The 21794-nt window shown below is 67.7% G+C and carries 18 protein-coding genes; 12 read left to right on the forward strand and 6 right to left on the reverse strand.

From position 1 onward, the window contains the following. Positions 1 to 142: 142 nt before the first annotated feature. The 3 genes from BLU22_RS07085 to BLU22_RS07095 form a co-directional block, all read right to left on the reverse strand. Positions 143 to 2965, reverse strand: coding sequence for an FAD-binding and (Fe-S)-binding domain-containing protein (locus BLU22_RS07085; protein ID WP_090213208.1), 2823 nt, complete (start codon positions 2963 to 2965; stop codon positions 143 to 145). A 133-nt stretch (positions 2966 to 3098) separates the two neighbouring features. Beyond that, positions 3099 to 4244 carry an FMN-dependent L-lactate dehydrogenase LldD gene (lldD, locus tag BLU22_RS07090; RefSeq protein WP_090213209.1) on the reverse strand — a complete coding sequence of 382 codons (1146 nt, stop codon included), beginning with the start codon at positions 4242 to 4244 and terminating at the stop codon, positions 3099 to 3101. Positions 4245 to 4315: 71 nt separating this feature from the next. Then, a complete protein-coding gene (locus BLU22_RS07095) occupies positions 4316 to 6010 on the reverse strand; it encodes an L-lactate permease (protein WP_090213211.1) in 1695 nt (564 codons plus the stop codon). A 301-nt stretch (positions 6011 to 6311) separates the two neighbouring features. On the opposite strand from BLU22_RS07095, the gene BLU22_RS07100 reads away from it, so the two are divergent. Next, positions 6312 to 7091, forward strand: a complete 780-nt coding sequence (locus BLU22_RS07100) for an FCD domain-containing protein (RefSeq protein WP_090213213.1) — start codon at positions 6312 to 6314, stop codon at positions 7089 to 7091. Between the two features lie 69 nt (positions 7092 to 7160). Here BLU22_RS07100 and smpB read toward each other — a convergent pair whose 3' ends face one another. Then, positions 7161 to 7643 carry an SsrA-binding protein SmpB gene (smpB, locus tag BLU22_RS07105; protein WP_090213215.1) on the reverse strand — a complete coding sequence of 161 codons (483 nt, stop codon included), beginning with the start codon at positions 7641 to 7643 and terminating at the stop codon, positions 7161 to 7163. A gap of 119 nt (positions 7644 to 7762) precedes the next feature. Here smpB and BLU22_RS07110 point away from each other — a divergent pair, with 119 nt between their 5' ends. Both BLU22_RS07110 and BLU22_RS07115 read left to right on the forward strand, forming a co-directional pair. After that, positions 7763 to 8197, forward strand: coding sequence for a type II toxin-antitoxin system RatA family toxin (locus tag BLU22_RS07110; protein WP_090213216.1), 435 nt, complete (start codon positions 7763 to 7765; stop codon positions 8195 to 8197). Next, positions 8190 to 8510: an RnfH family protein gene (locus tag BLU22_RS07115; protein ID WP_090213218.1), complete on the forward strand. Its 321-nt coding sequence runs from the start codon at positions 8190 to 8192 to the stop codon at positions 8508 to 8510. The genes BLU22_RS07110 and BLU22_RS07115 overlap by 8 nt, the downstream gene beginning before the upstream one ends. Positions 8511 to 8578: 68 nt before the next feature. On the opposite strand, the gene BLU22_RS07120 is transcribed toward BLU22_RS07115, so the two are convergent. Then, positions 8579 to 9124, reverse strand: coding sequence for an outer membrane protein assembly factor BamE (locus BLU22_RS07120; RefSeq protein ID WP_090213220.1), 546 nt, complete (start codon positions 9122 to 9124; stop codon positions 8579 to 8581). A gap of 89 nt (positions 9125 to 9213) precedes the next feature. Here BLU22_RS07120 and fur point away from each other — a divergent pair, with 89 nt between their 5' ends. Next, on the forward strand, positions 9214 to 9618 hold the full coding sequence (fur, locus tag BLU22_RS07125; RefSeq protein WP_090213221.1) for a ferric iron uptake transcriptional regulator: 405 nt from the start codon (positions 9214 to 9216) through the stop codon (positions 9616 to 9618). An 84-nt stretch (positions 9619 to 9702) separates the two neighbouring features. Here the strand turns inward: fur and recN are convergent, their stop codons facing one another. Beyond that, a complete protein-coding gene (recN, locus tag BLU22_RS07130) occupies positions 9703 to 11388 on the reverse strand; it encodes a DNA repair protein RecN (protein ID WP_090213223.1) in 1686 nt (561 codons plus the stop codon). 154 nt (positions 11389 to 11542) lie between these two features. Between recN and grpE the strand changes: the two genes are divergently transcribed. The 8 genes from grpE (at position 11543) to BLU22_RS07170 (ending at position 21771) form a co-directional block, all read left to right on the forward strand. Then, complete coding sequence (gene grpE, locus BLU22_RS07135) at positions 11543 to 12085, forward strand: nucleotide exchange factor GrpE (protein WP_090213224.1); 543 nt, start codon at positions 11543 to 11545, stop codon at positions 12083 to 12085. A gap of 121 nt (positions 12086 to 12206) precedes the next feature. After that, on the forward strand, positions 12207 to 14132 hold the full coding sequence (gene dnaK / locus BLU22_RS07140; RefSeq protein ID WP_090213226.1) for a molecular chaperone DnaK: 1926 nt from the start codon (positions 12207 to 12209) through the stop codon (positions 14130 to 14132). A 118-nt stretch (positions 14133 to 14250) separates the two neighbouring features. Continuing rightward, a complete protein-coding gene (dnaJ, locus tag BLU22_RS07145) occupies positions 14251 to 15378 on the forward strand; it encodes a molecular chaperone DnaJ (protein ID WP_090213227.1) in 1128 nt (375 codons plus the stop codon). 80 nt (positions 15379 to 15458) lie between these two features. Next, a complete protein-coding gene (dapB, locus tag BLU22_RS07150) occupies positions 15459 to 16262 on the forward strand; it encodes a 4-hydroxy-tetrahydrodipicolinate reductase (protein WP_090213229.1) in 804 nt (267 codons plus the stop codon). 220 nt (positions 16263 to 16482) lie between these two features. Beyond that, entirely contained in the window at positions 16483 to 17619 is a 1137-nt protein-coding gene (gene carA / locus BLU22_RS07155) for a glutamine-hydrolyzing carbamoyl-phosphate synthase small subunit (RefSeq protein WP_090213230.1), read from the forward strand. Between the two features lie 36 nt (positions 17620 to 17655). After that, positions 17656 to 20877: a carbamoyl-phosphate synthase large subunit gene (gene carB / locus BLU22_RS07160; protein WP_090213232.1), complete on the forward strand. Its 3222-nt coding sequence runs from the start codon at positions 17656 to 17658 to the stop codon at positions 20875 to 20877. Continuing rightward, positions 20874 to 21350 (forward strand): transcription elongation factor GreA, encoded by a 477-nt coding sequence (gene greA / locus BLU22_RS07165; RefSeq protein ID WP_090213233.1) that lies wholly within the window; start codon positions 20874 to 20876, stop codon positions 21348 to 21350. The genes carB and greA overlap by 4 nt, the downstream gene beginning before the upstream one ends. After that, the gene (locus BLU22_RS07170; RefSeq protein ID WP_090213234.1) at positions 21328 to 21771 is read left to right on the forward strand and encodes a DUF4149 domain-containing protein; all 444 of its coding nucleotides are present in this window, start codon (positions 21328 to 21330) and stop codon (positions 21769 to 21771) included. The genes greA and BLU22_RS07170 overlap by 23 nt, the downstream gene beginning before the upstream one ends. Positions 21772 to 21794: the final 23 nt, after the last annotated feature.

Raw genomic sequence — 21794 nt, forward strand, 5'->3', positions numbered from 1 at the left:
AGGCGGCCGGTGCGCGACCGATGGACGGCGAGGCGGCATCAGCCGCCGTACAGCGCCGTGACGGCCTGTTCGGGCGAAAAAAAGACCCCGCACCGGGCGGGGTCGAAAGTGCCGTAGCACGACCTTGAAGCGCTGACCCGGATCAGGCCGATGGCCTGGGAGCCTTGGTCCGGGTGACCCGGTCCACGAGGTAGACCAGGCCGTGGTAATCGATACCGGCATGATGTGACAGGCCGATTTCACAGGTGCGGCTGGTGGAGATCCCCTCGCCGCACTGCTGCACGGCGTCCTTCAGCGAGCGCAGCGCGTGGGCGTTGAGTTCCGGCCGGTTGAAGCCCTTGTCGCCGGCGAAGCCGCAGCAGTGGATGCCTTCGGGCACCACCACCTGGGTGGTGCAGCGGCTGACGATGTCGATCAGCCCCTGCGCCTCGCCCAGATGCTGGGTGCTGCAGGTGACGTGTACCGCCACCGGCTCGTGCTGCGGGACGAACTCCAGGCGGTCGAGTAAATGCTCGCGGATGAACTTCACCGGGTCGAAGAGCTTCAGCCGCGTGTCGGCCAGATCCTGCACCAGGCGCAGGGTGCACGGGCTGGTGTCGCAGTAGACCGGGTCGAGGCCGCCGCGGCTGGCGGCCAGCAGCGCGTCGAGCAGCTCGCGGCGCTTGGCCTCGGCCTGCTCGGGATAGCCCTTGGAGGCGAACGGCTGGCCGCAGCACAGGTTGTCCAGGTTGTCGGGGAAGACCACGGCGAAGCCGGCCTTCTCCAGCAGGGCGCGGGTCTTGTCGAGCAGCGGGACCTGCTCGGCGTCGCCGGCCGCCGGGCCCATGGCCCGCGACACGCAGGCGGCCAGATACACCACCCGCGGCTGGTCGCTCGGCTGCGCCGTGGCCGGCAGCTGCAGGCGCACCGGCTGCGGCATGGCGGCGGTCCACTGCGGCAGGCGCTCGCCGGAGAGCTGGCGCAGGCCGGCGCTCAGCGCGGCCAGGCGCGGCGCGCCGAGCAGCTTGCGGGCGCTGTCGGCGGCGGCGAGGGTCAGGCGGGTGCCCTTGAGGACTGTGGCGAAGTGGCCGGCCAGCCAGCGGGCGGTGCCGGCATGCCCGGCGCCCGCGGCGCGCAGCTGGCGCACCAGGTCGCCGGTGTTGATGCCCACCGGGCAGCGCTGCGCGCACAGGCCGGTGGCCGCGCAGGTGTCGAGGCCGTGGTAGCGGTAGGCGCGCTCCAGCTCCGTGGTGTCGATGCCGGCGCGCTTCTTCGCCTGGATGTCGCGCCAGATGACGATGCGCTGGCGCGGGGTGAGGGTCAGGCCGCGCGACGGGCAGACCGGCTCGCAGAAGCCGCATTCGATGCACTTGTCGACGATCGCGTCGGCGGCCGGCAGCGGCTTGAGGTTTTTCAGGTGGATCTCGGGATCTGCGGAGAGCACCACGTCGGGGTTGAGGATGCCGCGCGGGTCGAGCAGACGCTTGATCTTCCACATCAGCTGGTAGGCCTCCGCGCCCCATTCCAGCTCGACGAACGGCGCCATGTTGCGCCCGGTGCCGTGTTCGGCCTTCAGCGCGCCGCCGAACTCCACCGCCACCAGCTGCGCGACGTCGCGCATGAAGGCTTCGTAGCGGGCCTTCTCGGCCTCGCTGTCGAAGCCCTGGGTGAACACGAAGTGCAGGTTGCCCTCCAGCGCATGGCCGAAGATGATCGCCTCGCGGTAGCCGTGGCGGTCGAACAGTTCGAGCAGGCGGTTGACGCCTTCGGCCAGCTGTTCGACCGGGAAGGTGACGTCCTCGATGATCACCGTGGTGCCGGTGCGGCGCACCGCGCCGACCGCCGGGAAGGTGTCCTTGCGGATCTTCCACAGCTGGTTGTAGACCGCCGGGTCCTCGCTGAAGTCGACCTGCTTCTCCACCGGGAAGCCGGCGATGGAGGCCATGATCTGCGCGATCTGCTCGTGCAGCAGGCTCTGGCTGGCGGCGCGCGACTCGATCAGCAGGGCGCAGGCGCCATCGGACAGGGCGCGGACCCATTCCGGCATGCCCTGCATGTTTTCCACCGAGCGCAGGCTGCGCCGATCCAGCAGCTCCACCGCGGACACCGGCTGCTGGCGCAGCACCGGCACGGCGCGGCAGCAGTTTGCCACGTCGGGGAACACGATCAGCGCGCTGGCCTTGTGCGGGTAGTCCGGCACGGTGTCGTAGGTCACCGCGCTGATGAAGCCCAGGGTGCCCTCGGAGCCGACCATCAGGTGGTTGAGGATGTCCAGCGGCTCGTCGTAGTCGACCAGCGCGTTGAGGGACAAGCCGGTGGTGTTCTTCAGCCGGTACTTGTGGCGGATCCTGTCGGCCAGCGCAGAGTTGGCGCGGGTCTGCCGGCCCAGCTCGGCCAGCTGTTCGAGCAGGGCGGCGTGGCTCTTGCGGAACGCCGCGATGCTGCCCGCATCCTCGCTGTCCACCACGGTGCCGTCGGCCAGCACCAGGCGCAGGCCGGCGAGGGTCTGGTAGCTGTTCTGCGCGGTGCCGCAGCACATGCCGCTGGAGTTGTTGGCGACGATGCCGCCGATCTTCGCCGCGTTGATCGAGGCCGGATCGGGGCCGATCTTGCGCTGCAGCGGCGCCAGCACGGCGTTGGCGCTGGCGCCGATCACCCCCGGCTGCAGGCGGATCTGCGCGCCGCCGGCGCGGATCTCGCGGCCGTTCCAGTTGTCGCCGAGGACGATCAGCACCGAGTCGCTGATCGCCTGGCCGGACAGGCTGGTGCCGGCGGCGCGGAAGGTCACCGCGACGCGCTCGGCGTGGGCCAGGCGCAGCAGTTCGACCACCTCGCGCTCGGACTCGACGCGCAGCACCAGCTGGGGGATCAGCCGGTAGAAGCTGGCGTCGGTGCCGAAGGCCAGGGTGGACAGCGGATCGTCGAAGCGCCGCTCGCGGGGGATCAGGCGCTCGACGGCGTTGAGGAAGGCGGCGGGCAGGCTCATGGGCACTCCGGCGGTCACGGTGGGCGCAGGCGCCAGCGGGCTGGCGCTACAGGGCATGGCTCTGGGCGGGAGGCGCCCCGGCCGGCGGCATCGGGCCGGCCGTGAGGCGGCGCTCCCGCGGTGGGTCCGGGCGTCAGGCGCCCAGTTCGCGGACCAGCGAGTCGCGGCTGATCTCGCCGATCGAGCGGGCCCCGGTCAGGGTCATCGCCACGCGCATTTCCTTGTCGATCAGTTCCAGCAGGTTGCTCACCCCGGCGCCGCCGGCCGCGGCCAGGGCGTAGACGAAGGCGCGGCCGAGCATCACGCTGTCGGCGCCGAGGGCGAGCATGCGCACCACGTCGAGGCCGGTGCGGATGCCGGAATCGGCGAGGATCTTCAGTTCGCCCTTCACCGCGTCGGCGATGGCCGGCAGGGCGCGGGCGCTGGACAGCACGCCGTCGAGCTGGCGGCCGCCGTGGTTGGAGACGACGATGCCGTCGGCGCCGAACTTCACCGCGTCGCGGGCGTCGTCCGGGTCGAGGATACCCTTGATCACCATCGGGCCGTCCCAGAAGTCGCGGATCCACTCCAGGTCCTTCCAGGAGATCGACGGGTCGAAGTTGTTGGCCAGCCAGCCGATGTAGTCCTCGAGGCCGGTGGGGTTGCCGCGGTAGGTGGAGATGTTGCCCAGGTCGTGAGGCTTGCCGAGCAGGCCGACGTCCAGCGCCCAGCGCGGGTGGGTGACCGCCTGCAGGTAGCGGCGCATCGCTGCGTTGGGGCCGCTCATCCCCGAGTGGGCGTCGCGGTAGCGGGCGCCGGGCACCGGCATGTCGACGGTGAACACCAAGGTGGTGACGCCGGCGGCCTTGGCGCGCTCCAGGGCGTTCTTCATGAAGCCGCGGTCCTTGAGCACGTAGAGCTGGAACCACATCGGCCGGTCGATGGCCGGCGCGACTTCCTCGATCGGGCAGACCGACACGGTGGACAGGGTGAAGGGGATGCCCTTGGCGGCGGCGGCCTTGGCCGCCTGCACCTCGCCGCGCCGGGCGTACATGCCGGTCAGGCCGACCGGCGCCAGGGCCACCGGCAGGGCCAGGGTCTCGCCGAACAGCTGGGTTTCCAGGCTCAGCTCGGACATGTTCTTCAGCACCCGCTGGCGCAGGGCGATGTCGGCCAGGTCGGCGACGTTGCGCTTGAGGGTGTGCTCGGCATAGGCGCCGCCGTCGATGTAGTGGAACAGGAAGGGCGGCAGGCGGCGCTGGGCGGCGGCACGGTAGTCGGTGGAGGCGGAAATGATCATGCGACGGCTCCCGGTGGATTCGCAAGGACGCCAGCCCCGGCAGGGGCCGGGGCTGGCGTGGGGGCTTTCGGTCAGCGGGCCAGCAGCGGGTCGCTGACGCCGAGGACGTAGATGGCCAGCAGGGCGATCAGGCCCGTGAACAGCACGTAGTACAAGGTCGGCCAGACGGTCTTGCGCAGGGTGGTGCCCTCGCGGCCGAGCAGGCCGACGGTGGCCGAGGCGGCCACCACGTTGTGGATCGCCACCATGTTGCCGGCGGCGGCGCCGATGGCCTGCACGGCGACGATCAGCGCGGTGGAAATGCCGAGGTTCTCGGCCACGCCGAACTGGAACTGGCTGAGCATCATGTTGCTGACCGTGTTGGAGCCGGCGATGAAGGCACCCAGGGCGCCGATGCTCGGCGCCAGCAGCGGGTAGATGCTGCCGACGCTGTCGGCCACCCACTGCGCCATGGCGATCGGCATGCTCGGCAGCTCGGCGGCGTTGACCCCGGAGTTGATCAGGATGCGCACCATCGGCACGGTGAACAGCAGCACGAAACCGGCGCCGAGCAGGACCTTGCTGGATTCGCCGACCGCGGCGGTGAGTTCACGCAGCTTCATGCCGTGGAGGAAGAAGGTGGCGATGACCACCGCGACCAGGATGCCGCCGGGCAGGTACAGCGGCATGAAGTCGGCCTTGATCCCGGCTTCGCCGAGGATGTCGGGGAACACCAGCACCACCGATTTCAGCGCCGCGCCGACTTCCGGGAACACCCGGCTGATCACCAGCAGGGCGCCGACCAGCACGTAGGGCAGCCAGGCGCGCAGGGTGCTCATCGGCCGCTGGGTGAGTTCGTCGAGCTTCATTTCCACGCTGCCCAGCCACTCGCTCGGCCAGTCCTTGGCGTCGGCGAAGTCCCAGGTGGTCTTGGGCACCAGGAAGCCGAGGCGCGCGGCGCTGGTGACGATGGCCAGGCCGACCAGGCCGCCGAGCAGCGAGGGGAATTCCGGGCCGAGGAACACGCCGGTGGCGGCGTAGGGCAGGGTGAAGGCCAGGCCGGCGAACAGGGCGAACGGCAGCACTTCGAAGCCGGCCTTCCAGCTTTTCTCCTTGCCGAAGAAGCGGGTCAGCATCAGCACCATGATCAGCGGCATCAGGGTGCCGACGATGGCGTGGATGATCGCCACGTTGCTGGTGATCAGCTGCAGGAAGACTTCCCAGCTGGAGCCGTTCTCCGCCAGGCGCGCGCCGATCGAGGCGGTGTCCAGGCCGCTGTTGACGCCGATGATGATCGGCGTGCCGACCGCGCCGAACGACACCGGGGTGCTCTGCACCAGCATGCCGAGGATCACCGCGGCCAGCGCCGGGAAGCCGATGGCCACCAGCAGCGGCGCGGCGATCGCCGCCGGCGTGCCGAAGCCGGAAGCGCCCTCGATGAAGCAGCCGAACAGCCAGGCGATGATCAGCGCCTGGATGCGCCGGTCGGGGCTGATGGTGGCGAAGCCGGCGCGGATCGCGGTGATGCCGCCGGAGTGCTTGAGGGTGTTGAGCAGCAGGATGGCGCCGAAGATGATCCACAGCACGCCGAGGGTGATGATCAGGCCCTGTACGGTGGAGGCGAGGATGCGGTTGAAGCTCATGTCCCAGGCATACAGGCCGATGCCGGCGGTGAGCAGGTAGACCAGCGGCATGGCGCGTTTGGCCGGCCAGCGCAGGCCGACCAGCAGGATCGCGGCGAGCAGGATGGGGGAGAAGGCGAGAAGCGCGAGAATACCGGGTTGCATGGCGGGATACCTCGGTTCAGTGCTGCGCGAGGCGCGGGCGGACGGAGCGGATATGGCGGGCAAGCGGAGCAGGCATGGCTGAACCTCGTGGGCCGGTTGTTGGTCTTGTGGGCCTGAATTGGTAATACCAATTTACAAGTGGCGGGGCTCAGGTTAAAAGTCGTGCTTGCCGGCTGTCAATCCGGGTCCTTACGACTTTAGTCAGTCGGAGGCGGCTTGTAAGGCTTCGCCCGCCGAGGCTAGGCTTGCCGCCCGCGCGTGCGGGCGTGTGTTTTGGTGGTCAAACCAGTGGAGAGAGGCAATGGGATTCGCCCCTGTTCGGCAGCGCCGTCTGTCGGATGACATCGTCGAGCGTCTGGAGGCGCTGATTCTCGAAGGCTCGCTCAAGGCCGGCGAACGCCTGCCGCCGGAGCGCGCCCTGGCCGAGCAGTTTGGCGTGTCGCGGCCGTCGCTGCGCGAAGCGATCCAGAAGCTGGCGGCGCGCGGCCTGCTGGTCAGCCGCCAGGGCGGCGGCACCTTTGTCGCCGAGACCCTGGGCTCGACCTTCAGCGATCCGCTGCTCGAACTGCTGGGCAGCAGCGAGGAGGCGCAGCGCGACTTGCTGGAGTTCCGCCATACCCTGGAGGGCGCCTGCGCCTACTATGCGGCGCAGCGCGCCACGCCGATGGATCACCAGCGCCTGCGCGAGGCCTTCGAGGCGCTGCAGCAGTGCTACGCCCGCCCGCCGGCGCGCGACCGCGCCGAGGAAGGGCTGGCCGATGCGCGCTTCCATCTGGCGATCGCCGAGGCCAGCCACAACGCCGTGCTTCTGCACACCATCAAGGGGTTGTTCGATCTGCTCAAGCGCAACGTGGTGACCAACATCGGCGGCATGTACGCACAGCGCGGCGAAACCCGCGACATGCTGATGCGCCAGCATCGCGAGCTGTTCGAGGCGATCGTCGAGGGGCGCGCGGAGGAGGCGCGGGAGATTTCCAACCGGCACATCCACTACGTGCGCGAGGTGCTGTCCGAAGTGCAGCAGGAAGCCCGGCGCGAGGCGCGTGCGCGTCGCCGTCAGGGGCTTCAGGAGGGGGGGTAGGGCGGCGAAAGCGGCGCCCGCGGGGCGCCGTCGGCCTGTGCCGGGGTGAGACTCGCGCGGGCGCTCGGGTCAGTCGTCCTTGCCCTTGCTGCGCACCGCGCGCTGGATCTCGCGGTTGGAGTCGCGTTCCTTCTCCACGGCGCGCTTGTCGAATTCCTTCTTGCCCTTGGCCAGGGCGATCTCGCACTTGACCAGGTGCTTCTTCCAGTACAGCGCCAGCGCCACGCAGGCAAAACCCTTCTGCTGCACGGCGCCGAACAGCTTGCCCAGCTCGTTCTTGTGCAGCAGCAGCTTGCGGGTGCGTGTCGGGTCGGCGATGACATGGGTGCTGGCGGCGGTCAGCGGGGTGATGTGGCTGCCGAGCAGCCAGGCCTCGCCATCCTTGAGCAGCACGTAGCTGTCGGTGAGCTGGGCCTTGCCGGCGCGCAGACTCTTGATCTCCCAGCCAGCCAGGGCGATGCCCGCTTCGAAGCGCTGCTCGATGTAGTAATCGTGCAGCGCTTTCTTGTTGAGGGCGATGGTCCCGGCGGGGTGTTTCTTCTGTTTAGCCATAGGCTGGGCATTATAAGGACTTGCCCGGCGCTGCGCCATGCATGTCTGCGGCCGCCGGCTTGAGCCGCCGGAGCGAATTTCGGACAATGCGCGCTCACTTTTCTGAGCCTCATCGCGCCATGAGCACCCGCATTCAACGCTCGGCCCTGTTGCCCTATCCGGCCCGTGCGCTCTATGACCTGGTCAACGACGTGGCCAGCTATCCGCAGTTCCTGCCCTGGTGCTCGGCCGCCGAGGTGCTGGAGAGCAATGACCACCTGATGCGCGCGACCCTCAAGGTCGGCCGCGCCGGGATCAGCCAGCAGTTCACCACCCGCAACGCGCTGGTGCCCGGTGAGTCGATCACCATGAAGCTGGAGCAGGGGCCGTTCAGCGCCCTGCACGGGGTCTGGCAGTTCCAGGCGCTGAGCGACAAGGCCTGCAAGATCACCCTCGATCTGTCCTTCGAGTACTCCGGGGCGCTGGTCAAGGCCACCCTCGGGCCGCTGTTCAACCAGGCCGCCACCACCATGGTGGATGCCTTCTGCCAAAGGGCCAAGCAGCTGTATGGATAAGCCTGACACCATCGCCGTCGAGGTGGTCTACGCCCTCGCCGACAAGCAGAAACTGCTGCGCCTGAGCGTGCCGCGTGGCACCAGCATGCGCGAGGCGGCCGAGCGCTCGGGGATTGCCGGGTTCTTTCCGGAGCTGGATCTGGCCACGGCGCCGATGGGTATCTTCGGCAAGGCGGTGGCGCGTCCCGAGGAGCGGCTGCTGGAGGACGGCGAGCGGGTGGAGATCTACCGGCCGCTGATCGCCGATCCCAAGGAGGCGCGTAAGCAGCGCGCCGCCAAGGTGGCCCGGGACAAGGATGGCGAGGCCGGATAGCGCGCTGTATGCCCCACCCACAAAAAAGCCCGACATCTGAGTCGGGCTTTTTTGTGGGTGGGGCGCATTCACTCGCCGTCGATGTCCAGCGGCTCGGGCAGCGGCACCGGCACGGCCTTGACCTCGTCCACTTCGCGCTGGATCTGCTCCAGCAGCGAGCCGGGGGCCGGCGCTGCCTCGTTGCGCGGGCGCTCCGGTGCGCCGCTGGGCGAAGCCGCAGGGCTGGCGGTGTCGATCACGGTGCCGCTGTCGCTGCCGAGGATCGCCTCGTCGCGGCTGGTGCCGGGGAGGAAGTCGCCGGACAGGCCGACCAGCTGGTCGTTGGCGTCGAAGATCAGGCCGATGCGTTCCTGCTGGCGCGGACCGCCGCCGGGCTGGATGCTGTACAGATAATCCCAGCGGTTGGCGTGGAAGGTGTCGGTGATCATCGGGTTGCCCATGATAAACCGCACCTGGCGCCGGGTCATTCCGGGGCGCAACTGGTCTATCATGTCTTGCGTAATCACGTTGCCCTGCTGGATGTCGATCTTGTAGACCCCCGGAAACGAGCAGCCGGCGAGCGTGGCAATTCCCAGGAAGGTGAGGCCGGTCAGCATGAGCTTGGCTTTTTGCATCGGTGGGTCTCTATCTGGCGGGGCAACAAAACCGGGATGATACCCGCATTGAGGGAGGCTGCGAAGCGTCCCCCACGAGAAAGCAGAACATGGTTGAAAACAACGAATTGCGCAAAGTCGGCCTCAAGGTCACCCTGCCCCGAGTGAAGATCCTGCAGATCCTCGACACCGCTGCGCAGCGCCACATGAGCGCCGAGGACGTGTACAAGGCGCTGATGGATGCGGGCGAGGATGTCGGTCTGGCGACCGTCTATCGGGTGCTGACCCAGTTCGAAGCGGCCGGCCTGGTCGAGCGCCACAACTTCGACGGTGGCCATGCGGTGTTCGAGCTGTCCGACGGCGAGCACCACGACCACATGATCAATGTCGATAGCGGCGAAGTGATCGAGTTCATCGATCTGGAAATCGAGCGCCGCCAGAAGGCCATCGCCGCCGAGCACGGTTTCGATCTGGTCGACCACAAAATGGTGTTGTACGTCAGCAAGCGCAAGTGAAGCGCGGCCTGGCGGCCAGTGATGCAAACGGCGACCCGCGGGTCGCCGTTTGCGTTTTCGGGGCGGGTGTGCGGCCTGCCGGTTTCAGGCGGCGGCCTGGCGCGTGGCGCCCTGCACCATGCGCCGGGCATGGGCCAGCGACTCGCGGGTGAGATCGAGGCCGCCGAGCATGCGCGCCACTTCCTCGATGCGCTGATGCGGGGTTAGGCAGGCCACGGCGGTGCGGGTCTCGTCGCTGCCGCGCTGCTTGTGGACGAACAGGTGCTGGTGGCCCTGGGCGGCGACCTGCGGCAGGTGGGTGACGGTGATCACCTGGCCGCGCTCGCCGAGGCGCCGCAGCAGCTGGCCGACCACTTCGGCGGTGGGGCCGCCGATGCCGACGTCGACCTCGTCGAACACCAGGGTCGGCACCCGCGAGGTCTGCGCGGTGATCACCTGGATGGCCAGGCTGATGCGCGACAGCTCGCCGCCGGAGGCGACCTTGGCCAGACCCTTGAGCGGCTGGCCGGGGTTGGCGCTGACCTGGAACTCCACCTGCTCCTGACCCTGCGGTTGCGGCTCCTCGCTGCTGCACGGCTGCAGGGCGATGGCGAAGCGGCCGCCGGGCATGCCCAGGCGCTGCATCTCGGCCTCCACCGCCAGCGCCAGGTTGCCGGCGGCGTCGCGGCGCAGGTGGCTGAGGCGCTCGGCCAGGGCCTGGTAGCGCTGGGCGCAGGCGCCAAGTTCGCTGCCGAGCCGCTCGACGCTGGCGTCGTCGGCGTCCAGGTCCTGCAGCTCGCTGCGCAGCTGGGCCTGCAGGGGCGCCAGTTCGCCGGGCTGGATGCGGTGCTTGCGGGCCAGGCCATAGATGCTGTCCAGGCGCTCCTCGATCTGCTGCAGGCGCTGCGGATCGGCGTCGAAGTGGTCAACGAAGCGGTTGAGACCGGCCACGGCCTCCTCGACCTGGATCTGTGCGCTGGCCAGCAGGTTGACCGCTTCGTCGAGCGCCGCCGGCTGGCCCTGGCCGCCGCCCAGGCGCTGGATGCTGCCGTGCAGGGCGCTGAGCACGTTGCCGCCGTCGCTTTCGCTGCACAGGTCGAGCACCTGGCGGCAGGCGCCGAGCAGGGCGTCGGCATTGCTCAGGGCCTTGTGCTCCTGCTCCAGCGCCTCCAGTTCGTCGCTGCCGAGGGCGAGGTTGTCGAGTTCTTCCAGCTGGTAGCTGAGCAGTTGGCGACGTGCCTGCTGCTCCTCGCCGCTGCGGCTCAGGCGCTGCAGTTCGCTGCGCAGCTGGCGCCAGCGCTGTGCGCTCTGCTGCACCTGGCGGGCCAGCTCGCCGGCGCCGGCGTAGGCGTCGAGCAGGCGGCGGTGGGTGTCGGGCTTGAGTAGCGACTGGTGCTCGTGCTGGCTGTGGATGTCGATCAGCAGCTCGCCGAGCTGCTTGAGGTCGCCCTGCGGGCAGGGCGTGCCGTTGATGTAGCCGCGCGAGCGGCCCTCGGCGGTGATCACCCGGCGCAGGATGCACGGGCCTTCGCCGTCCAGGTCGCGCTCGGCCAGCCACTGGCGCGCCTCGTCGATGCCGGCGAGGTCGAAGGTGGCGAGGATGTCGGCCTTGTCGGCGCCGGGGCGCACCACACCGCTGTCGGCGCGATCACCGAGGGCCAGGCCCAAGGCATCGAGCATGATCGACTTGCCGGCGCCGGTTTCGCCGGTGATGACGCTCATGCCGCCCCGCAGCTCGAGGTCGAGTTGTTCGACGATGGCGTAGTTGCGGATCGACAGGTGGACCAGCATGGCGGCGCTCCCGGAGGCGGTGTCATTTCTGGTTATTTATACAGTACATTTTTCCCGTTCGCCAAGTCCCCCTTGAAGCCGGCGCGCGCGCCCCCATATAGGCGGCTGAATCCAGGGCCCTTGCGCCCGACCGCCGCTTTCCGAGGAGACCCCCATGGCTGACGAACACATTCTCGATCCGCAGACCGCCGAGGCCGCCGTGCAGGACGAGGCGCCTGCCGCTGCTGGCGACGACCTGGCGCAGCGCGTGGCCGCACTGGAGGAGCAGCTGGCCGAGGCGCGCGACCAGTCGCTGCGGGCGGTGGCCGAGCTGCAGAACGTGCGCCGCCGCGCCGAGCAGGATGTCGAGAAGGCGCACAAGTTCGCCCTGGAGAAGTTCGCCGCCGACCTGCTGCTGGTGGTCGACAGCCTGGAGCGCGGCCTCGAGCTGTCCGATCCGGCCGACGAGGCGATCCGTCCGATGCGCGAAGGCATGCAGCTGACCCTCAAGGCGCTGCTCGACACCCTCAAGCGCTACCAGGTCGAGCAGCTCGATCCCCATGGCGAGCCGTTCAACCCCGAGCACCACCAGGCGATGGCCATGGAGGCCAATGCCGGCGTCGAGCCGAACAGCGTGCTCAAGGTGTTCCAGAAGGGCTACCTGCTCAACGGTCGCCTGCTGCGCCCGGCGATGGTGGTGGTCAGCAAGGCCGAGTGAGCAAATCGCCGGGAATGCCCTTGAAAGTCGTCGGGGCATCCCCATCTGTAGTGCCAAGCCAAATGAGTCATCCGGACGGCCCCGCGGGGGCCGGCGGAATCCAAGTTTCGGGAGAGTGAATATGGGCAAAATCATCGGTATCGACCTGGGCACCACCAACTCCTGCGTGTCCGTGCTGGAAAACGGCGTGGCCAAGGTCATCGAGAACGCCGAAGGCGGTCGCACCACCCCGTCGATCATCGCCTACACCAACGACGGCGAGATTCTCGTCGGCCAGAGCGCCAAGCGCCAGGCGGTGACCAACCCGCACAACACCCTGTACGCGGTGAAGCGCCTGATCGGTCGTCGTTTCGACGAGGACGTGGTGCAGAAGGACATCCAGCTGGTGCCCTACACCATCGCCAAGGCCGACAACGGCGACGCCTGGGTGGAAGTGAAGGGCCAGAAGATGGCGCCGCCGCAGATCAGCGCCGAAGTGCTGAAGAAGATGAAGAAGACCGCCGAGGACTACCTGGGCGAGCCGGTCACCGAGGCGGTGATCACCGTGCCGGCCTACTTCAACGACAGCCAGCGCCAGGCCACCAAGGACGCCGGCCGCATCGCCGGTCTGGACGTCAAGCGCATCATCAACGAGCCGACCGCCGCGGCGCTGGCCTACGGCATGGACAAGGCCAAGGGCGACCATACCGTGATCGTCTATGACCTGGGCGGTGGCACCTTCGACGTCTCGGTGATCGAGATCGCCGAGGTCGACGGCGAGCACCAGTTCGAGGTGCTGGCCACCAACGGCGACACCTTCCTGGGTGGCGAGGACTTCGACATCCGTCTGATCGACTACCTCGTCGAGGAGTTCAAGAAGGAAAGCGGCATCGACATCAAGGGCGATCCGCTGGCCATGCAGCGCCTCAAGGAAGCCGCCGAGAAGGCCAAGATCGAGCTGTCCTCCAGCCAGCAGACCGACGTCAACCTGCCGTACATCACGGCCGATCAGACCGGTCCCAAGCACCTCAACGTGAAGATTTCCCGTGCCAAGCTGGAAGCGCTGGTCGAGGACCTGGTTGCCCGCACCATCGAGCCGTGCCGCGTGGCCCTGAAGGATGCCGGTATCGACGCCAGCAAGATCGACGACGTGATCCTGGTCGGCGGCCAGACCCGCATGCCGCTGGTGCAGCAGAAGGTCGCCGAGTTCTTCGGCAAGGAAGCGCGCAAGGACGTCAACCCCGACGAGGCCGTGGCCATGGGCGCCGCCATCCAGGGCGCGGTACTGGCCGGCGACGTCAAGGACGTGCTGCTGCTCGACGTTTCCCCGCTGACCCTGGGCATCGAGACCCTCGGCGGGGTGATGACCGCGCTGATCGAGAAGAACACCACCATCCCGACCAAGAAGTCGCAGGTGTTCTCCACCGCCGACGACAACCAGAACGCGGTGACCATCCACGTGCTGCAGGGCGAGCGCAAGCAGGCCGGGCAGAACAAGTCGCTGGGCCGCTTCGACCTGGCCGACATCCCGCCGGCGCCGCGCGGCGTGCCGCAGATCGAGGTCACCTTCGACATCGACGCCAACGGCATCCTGCACGTGTCCGCCAAGGACAAGGCCACCGGCAAGCAGCAGTCCATCGTGATCAAGGCCAACTCCGGCCTGTCCGAGGAAGAGATCCAGCAGATGGTCCGCGACGCCGAGGCCAACGCCGAGGAAGACCGCAAGTTCGAGGAGCTGGTCGCCGCGCGCAACCAGGGCGACCAGCTGGTCCACGCCACCCGCAAGATGCTCGTCGAGGCCGGCGACAAGGCCAGCGCCGAGGAGAAGGCGGCCATCGAAGCGGCGCTGGGCGAGCTGGAAGCTGCGGTGAAGGGCGACGACAAGGCGGCCATCGAGGCCAAGGTCGAGGCGCTGTCCGCCGCCTCCGCGCCGGTGGCGCAGAAGATGTACGCCGAGCAGGCCCAGGACGCCACCCAGCAGGGCGGCGCCCAACAGGACAAGCCGGCCGGTGACGACGTGGTCGATGCCGAGTTCGAGGAAGTCAAGGACGGCAAGGACAACAAGTAAGCGTCACGCTTGCTTCCGCCCCCGGCCCGCGCGACTGCGGCGGGCCTGAACCGCCGCGCGGGAGCTTGCTCCCGCGTCGGCGTGTCTGGGGAAGACGAAACCGGAGTGCATGAGATCCATGGCAAAACGTGACTATTACGAGGTGCTCGGTGTCGAGCGCGGCGCCAGCGAGGCGGAGCTGAAGAAGGCCTACCGTCGTCTGGCGATGAAGTACCACCCCGACCGCAATCCCGACGACAAGGAAGCCGAGGAGAAATTCAAGGAGGCCAACGAGGCCTACGAGGTGCTCTCCGACGCGTCCAAGCGCTCGGCCTACGACCAGTACGGGCATGCCGGGGTCGATCCGAGCATGGGCGGCGGCGCCGGCTTCGGTGCCGGCAGCGCCAATTTCTCGGACATCTTCGGCGATGTGTTCAGCGACTTCTTCGGTGGCGGTCGCGGCGGCTCGCGCGGCGGTCCGCAGCGCGGCAGCGACCTGCGCTACACCCTGGAGCTGGACCTGGAAGAGGCGGTGCGCGGCACCACGGTGACCATCCGCGTGCCGACCCTGGTCGGCTGCAAGACCTGCGACGGCAGCGGCGCCAAGAAGGGCAGCGCGCCGGTCACCTGCACCACCTGCGGCGGCATCGGCCAGGTGCGCATGCAGCAGGGCTTCTTCTCGGTGCAGCAGACCTGCCCGCGCTGCCACGGCAGCGGCAAGATGATCTCCGATCCCTGCGGCAGCTGCCATGGCCAGGGGCGCGTCGAGGAGCACAAGACCCTGTCGGTCAAGGTGCCGGCCGGCGTCGACAGCGGCGACCGCATCCGCCTGTCCGGCGAAGGCGAGGCGGGCACCCTGGGCGGGCCGTCGGGCGATCTGTACGTGGTGGTCAACGTGCGCGAGCACGCGATCTTCCAGCGCGACGGCAAGCACCTGTACTGCGAGGTGCCGATCAGCTTCGCCGACGCGGCGCTGGGCGGCGAACTGGAGGTGCCGACCCTCGACGGGCGGGTCAAATTGAAGATTCCCGAGGCGACGCAAACCGGTAAACTGTTCCGCCTGCGCGGCAAGGGTGTCACCCCGGTACGCGGCGGCGGCGCCGGCGACCTGATGTGCCGGGTGGTGGTGGAAACCCCGGTCAACCTCGACAAGCGTCAGCGCGAACTGCTCGAAGAGTTCCGCAACAGCCTGCAGAGCGACAGTTCGCACTCGCCCAAGGCGAAGGGCTGGTTCGACGGGGTGAAGCGTTTCTTCGACGATCTATAGTCAATCGGCGGCAGTCGGCGGCGATCTCCCGGTGAGAGCGTCGAGCTGCCGCCACCAGCGTGCAGCTTGGAGCTGATGTGATGCGACGTATTGCAGTGATGGGCGCCGCCGGGCGCATGGGCAAGACCCTGATCGAGGCGGTGCAGCAGGCGCCCGGCGCCGGCCTGACCGCGGCGGTGGATCGCCCGGACAGCAGCCTGGTCGGCGCCGATGCCGGCGAACTGGCCGGTCTGGGTCGCATCGGTGTCATCCTGTCCGACGATCTGAACCGGGTGCTCGACGACTTCGACGTACTGATCGACTTCACCCACCCGAGCGTGACCCTGGCCAATCTGGACATCTGCCGCAAGGCCGGCAAGGCCATGGTGATCGGTACCACCGGCTTCACCCCGGAGGAAAAGCAGCGCCTGCTCGACGCGGCGCGCGAGATTCCCATTGTGTTCGCCGCCAACTTCAGTGTCGGCGTCAACCTGTGCCTGAAGCTGCTGGATACCGCGGCGCGGGTGCTGGGCGACGAGGTGGACATCGAGATCATTGAGGCCCATCACCGTCACAAGGTCGACGCGCCGTCCGGCACCGCGCTGCGCATGGGCGAGGTGGTGGCCGAGGCGCTGGGGCGCGACCTGCGCCAGGTCGCGGTGTACGGCCGCGAAGGCCAGACCGGCGCTCGTGCCCGCGAGACCATCGGCTTCGCCACGGTGCGCGCCGGCGACGTGGTCGGCGATCACACCGTGCTGTTCGCCGCCGACGGCGAGCGGGTGGAGATCACCCACAAGGCGTCCAGCCGGATGACCTTCGCCAAGGGGGCGGTGCGCTCGGCGCTGTGGCTGGAGGGGCGCGAGCCGCGTCTGTACGACATGCAGGACGTGCTGGAACTGTCCTGATATGCCGCGCGGAGCGCCGGCGGGGTCTGCAGCCAAGATAGGCTGTTGCGCCGTCGGCCCTTTCCGCTGGATGATTTTTGCTCTAAAATGCAGCTTTAGTGTGTCCACTAAAAGCATGCAAATAATCCGATAAGAAAGCGGGGTGATGTGTCCACACACGTCATTCCGCTTTTTTGCAACCTGCGTTTGCATGAAACGGCTCTATTTACGGGAGGTCTTCTTGACTAAGCCAGCCATACTCGCGCTTGCCGATGGCAGCATTTTCCGCGGTGAAGCCATCGGCGCCGACGGCCAGACCGTCGGCGAGGTGGTCTTCAACACCGCCATGACCGGCTATCAGGAAATTCTCACCGATCCTTCCTACTGCCAGCAGATCGTCACCCTGACCTATCCGCACATCGGCAACACCGGCACCACTCCCGAAGATGCCGAGTCCAACCGTGTCTGGGCCGCTGGCCTGGTGATTCGCGACCTGCCGCTGCTGTCGAGCTGCTGGCGCGACAAGCAGCCGCTGGACGAGTACCTGAAGGCCAACAACGTGGTGGCCATCGCCGGTATCGACACCCGCCGCCTGACCCGCATCCTGCGCGAGAAGGGTTCGCAGAACGGCTGCATCCTCGCCGGCGACGACATCAGCGAGGAAAAGGCCCTGGAGCTGGCGCGCAGCTTCCCCGGCCTCAAGGGCATGGACCTGGCCAAGGTGGTCAGCTGCAGCGAGCCCTACGAGTGGCGCTCCAGCGTGTGGAACCTGGAATCCGACAGCCACCCGGAAATCCCCGCCAGCGATCTGCCTTACCACGTGGTCGCCTACGACTTCGGCGTCAAGCTGAACATCCTGCGCATGCTGGTGGCGCGCGGCTGCCGCGTCACCGTGGTGCCGGCGCAGACGCCGGCCAGAGCGGTGCTGGCGATGAATCCGGACGGCGTGTTCCTGTCCAACGGCCCCGGCGACCCCGAGCCGTGCGACTACGCGATCCAGGCGATCAAGGACGTGCTGGAAACCGACATCCCGGTGTTCGGCATCTGCCTCGGTCACCAGCTGCTGGCCCTGGCCTCCGGCGCCAAGACCATGAAGATGGGCCATGGCCACCACGGCGCCAACCACCCGGTGCAGGATCTGGACAGCGGCGTGGTGATGATCACCAGCCAGAACCACGGCTTCTGCGCCGACGAGGCCAGCCTGCCGGCCAACCTGCGCGCCACCCACAAATCGCTGTTCGACGGCACCCTGCAAGGCATCGAGCGCACCGACAAGGTCGCCTTCAGCTTCCAGGGCCACCCCGAAGCCAGCCCGGGCCCGCACGACGTGGCCCCGCTGTTCGATCGCTTCATCGAAGCGATGGCCGCGCGCGGCTAAGCCTGCCGACAGATCAACGGATTCGTGTGAGAGACCATGCCAAAACGTACAGACATTAAAAGCATCCTGATCCTCGGCGCCGGCCCCATCGTCATCGGCCAGGCGTGCGAGTTCGACTATTCCGGCGCCCAGGCCTGCAAGGCCCTGCGCGAGGAAGGCTTCCGGGTCATCCTGGTGAACTCCAACCCGGCCACCATCATGACCGACCCGGCCATGGCCGACGCCACCTACATCGAGCCGATCAAGTGGCAGACCGTGGCCAAGATCATCGAGAAGGAGCGTCCCGACGCCCTGCTGCCGACCATGGGCGGCCAGACCGCGCTGAACTGCGCCCTGGACCTGGAAAAGCACGGCGTGCTGGCCAAGTTCGGCGTCGAGATGATCGGCGCCAACGCCGACACCATCGACAAGGCCGAGGACCGCTCGCGCTTCGACAAGGCGATGCGCGACATCGGCCTGGCCTGCCCGCGCTCCGGCATCGCCCACAACATGGACGAAGCCTACGGCGTGCTCGACAAGGTCGGCTTCCCGTGCATCATCCGTCCGTCGTTCACCATGGGCGGCACCGGCGGCGGCATCGCCTACAACCGTGAAGAGTTCGAGGAAATCTGCACCCGCGGTCTCGACCTGTCGCCGACCAGCGAGCTGCTGATCGACGAGTCGCTGATCGGCTGGAAGGAATACGAGATGGAGGTGGTCCGCGACAAGAAGGACAACTGCATCATCGTCTGCTCCATCGAGAACTTCGACCCGATGGGCGTGCACACCGGCGACTCGATCACCGTGGCGCCGGCGCAGACCCTGACCGATAAGGAATACCAGATCATGCGCAACGCCTCCCTGGCGGTGCTGCGCGAGATCGGCGTGGAAACCGGCGGCTCCAACGTGCAGTTCGGCATCTGCCCGAACACCGGGCGCATGGTGGTGATCGAGATGAACCCGCGCGTATCGCGTTCCTCGGCGCTGGCCTCCAAGGCCACCGGCTTCCCGATCGCCAAGATCGCGGCCAAGCTGGCGGTCGGCTACACCCTCGACGAGCTGCAGAATGACATCACCGGCGGCCGCACCCCAGCGTCCTTCGAGCCGGCGATCGACTACGTGGTCACCAAGATCCCGCGTTTCGCCTTCGAGAAATTCCCCAAGGCCGACGCCCGCCTGACCACCCAGATGAAATCGGTCGGTGAAGTGATGGCCATCGGCCGCACCTTCCAGGAGTCGGTGCAGAAGGCCCTGCGCGGCCTGGAAGTCGGCGCCGTCGGCTTCGATCCCAAGCTCGACCTGGCCGATCCGGACGCCGAAAGCATTCTCAAGCGCGAGCTGACCGTGCCGGGCGCCGAGCGCATCTGGTATGTCGCCGACGCCTTCCGCGCCGGCAAGAGCATCGCCGAAGTCTTCGAGCTGACCCGCATCGACGAGTGGTTCCTGGTGCAGATCGAGGACCTGGTCAAGGAGGAGGAGCGGGTCAAGACCCTCGGCTTGGCCGACCTCGACGCCGCGCTGCTGCGCAAGCTCAAGCGCAAGGGCTTCTCCGATGCGCGCCTGGCCAAGCTGCTCGGTATCACCGAGAAGAACCTGCGCAGCCATCGCCACAAGCTCAAGGTGCTGCCGGTCTACAAGCGTGTCGACACCTGCGCCGCCGAGTTCGCCACCGACACCGCCTACCTGTACTCGACCTACGAGGAAGAGTGCGAGGCTGCGCCGTCCGGCCGCGACAAGATCATGATCCTCGGCGGCGGTCCCAACCGCATCGGTCAGGGCATCGAGTTCGACTACTGCTGTGTCCATGCCGCCCTCGCCATGCGCGAAGACGGCTACGAGACCATCATGGTCAACTGCAATCCGGAAACCGTCTCCACCGACTACGACACCTCCGATCGCCTGTACTTCGAGCCGGTGACCCTGGAGGACGTGCTGGAGATCGTTCGCGTCGAGCAGCCCAAGGGCGTCATCGTGCAGTTCGGCGGCCAGACCCCGCTGAAGATCTGCCGCGCCCTGGAAGAGGCCGGCGTGCCGATCATCGGCACCACCCCTGATGCCATCGACCGCGCCGAAGACCGCGAGCGCTTCCAGCAGATGGTCCAGCGCCTCAACCTGCGCCAGCCGGCCAACGCCACCGCGCGCAGCGAGGAGGAGGCCCTGGCCCACTCCAAGGTCATCGGCTACCCGCTGGTGGTGCGCCCGTCCTACGTGCTCGGCGGCCGCGCCATGGAGATCGTCTATCAGGAAGAAGAGCTCAAGCGCTACATGCGCGAAGCGGTGAAGGTCTCCAACGACAGCCCGGTGCTGCTCGACCACTTCCTCAACTGCGCCATCGAGGTCGATATCGACGCGGTGTGCGACGGCGAGACCGTGGTGATCGGCGCGATCATGCAGCACATCGAACAGGCCGGCGTGCACTCCGGCGACTCCGCCTGCTCGCTGCCGCCCTACTCGCTGCCGATGCACATCCAGAACGAGATCCGCGAGCAGGTCAAGAAGATGGCCCTGGAGCTCGGCGTGGTCGGTCTGATGAACGTGCAGATGGCCGTGCAGGGCGAGGACATCTACGTCATCGAGGTCAACCCGCGCGCCTCGCGCACCGTGCCGTTCGTTTCCAAGTGCATCGGCGAGTCGCTGGCCAAGGTCGCGGCCCGAGTGATGGCCGGCAAGACCCTCAAGGACGTCGGTTTCACCCAGGAAATCATCCCGCCGTTCTTCAGCGTCAAGGAAGCGGTGTTCCCGTTCAACAAGTTCCCCGGCGTCGACCCGATCCTCGGCCCGGAGATGAAGTCCACCGGCGAGGTAATGGGGGTCGGCGACAGCTTCGCCGAGGCCTTCGCCAAGGCCCAGCTCGGTGCCAGCGAAGTGCTGCCGACCGGCGGCACCGCCTTCATCAGCGTGCGCGAGGACGACAAGCGTTTCGTCGCCCAGGTGGCGCGCGATCTGGTCGAACTCGGTTTCGAGGTGGTCGCCACCGCCGGCACCGCGAAGATCATCGAGGCGGCCGGGCTGCCGGTGCGCCGGGTCAACAAGGTGACCGAGGGTCGTCCGCACGTGGTCGACATGATCAAGAACGACGAAGTCAGCCTGATCATCAACACCACCGAAGGCCGTCAGTCGATCGCCGACTCCTTCTCCATCCGTCGCAATGCCCTGCAGCACAAGATCTGCATCACCACCACCATCGCCGGTGGTCAGGCGATCTGTGAAGCGCTGAAGTTCGGTCCCGAGAAGACCGTGCGCCGCCTGCAGGACCTCCATGCAGGAATCCAGGCATGAGCAAATACCCGATGACCGTCCAGGGCGCCCGCGCCCTGGAGGACGAACTGAAACACCTGAAGACCGTGCTGCGTCCGCAGATCACCCAGGCCATCGCCGAAGCGCGCGAGCTGGGCGACCTGAAGGAAAACGCCGAATACCATGCCGCCCGCGAACAGCAGGGCATGGTCGAGGCGCGCATCCGCGATATCGAAGGTCGTCTGCAGAACGCCCAGATCATCGATGTCAGCGCCATTCCGCACACCGGCAAGGTGATCTTCGGCACCACCGTCGACATCGCCAACTGCGACACCGACGAGGGGGTGACCTACCAGATCGTCGGTGACGACGAGGCCGACATCAAGGCCGGCAAGATCTCGGTCAGCTCGCCGATCGCCCGCGCCCTGGTGGGCAAGGAAGAGGGCGATGTGGTGACGGTGCAAACCCCGGGCGGCGTAGTCGAGTACGAGATTGTCGAAGTTCGTCACGTCTGAACCGGCCGGCAGCCGCGGCACGCCGCGCGCTGGCGCCATCACCTGGCGCCTGGCGCAGACCTTCTGGGTCGGCGGCCTGTGGCTGCTGTATTTCGTCCTGCTGCCGGCGCTGGAGCATTACGGTCTGGCGCCGCTGCTGCTGGCGGATATTTCCGCCAGCCTGATTCCCCTGCTGCTGGCCTTCGCCGGCTTCTGCGTGCTGTTGCAGAAGCTGGTGCTGGCCCAGGCGCGCGGACTGCGCAGCGTCTGGGCTGACCTGCGCGGCCAGTTGCTGCTGGCAGTGCTGTTGCTGGTGGCGGGGTATTTCGTTGGCCCCGGACTGGGCCTGGAGGACGGCGCGTGGCAGCTGTTCTGCTACCTGGCCGTGGCGTCGTGCGGGCTGGTGCTGGTGCTGCAGCCGGTGCCCGGCGAAGCGTCGTGAGCGGGGCGGGCGATGCCGTTGCG

This window comes from Pseudomonas guangdongensis (assembly GCF_900105885.1).
GTDB classification, from domain to species: Bacteria; Pseudomonadota; Gammaproteobacteria; order Pseudomonadales; family Pseudomonadaceae; genus Geopseudomonas; species Geopseudomonas guangdongensis.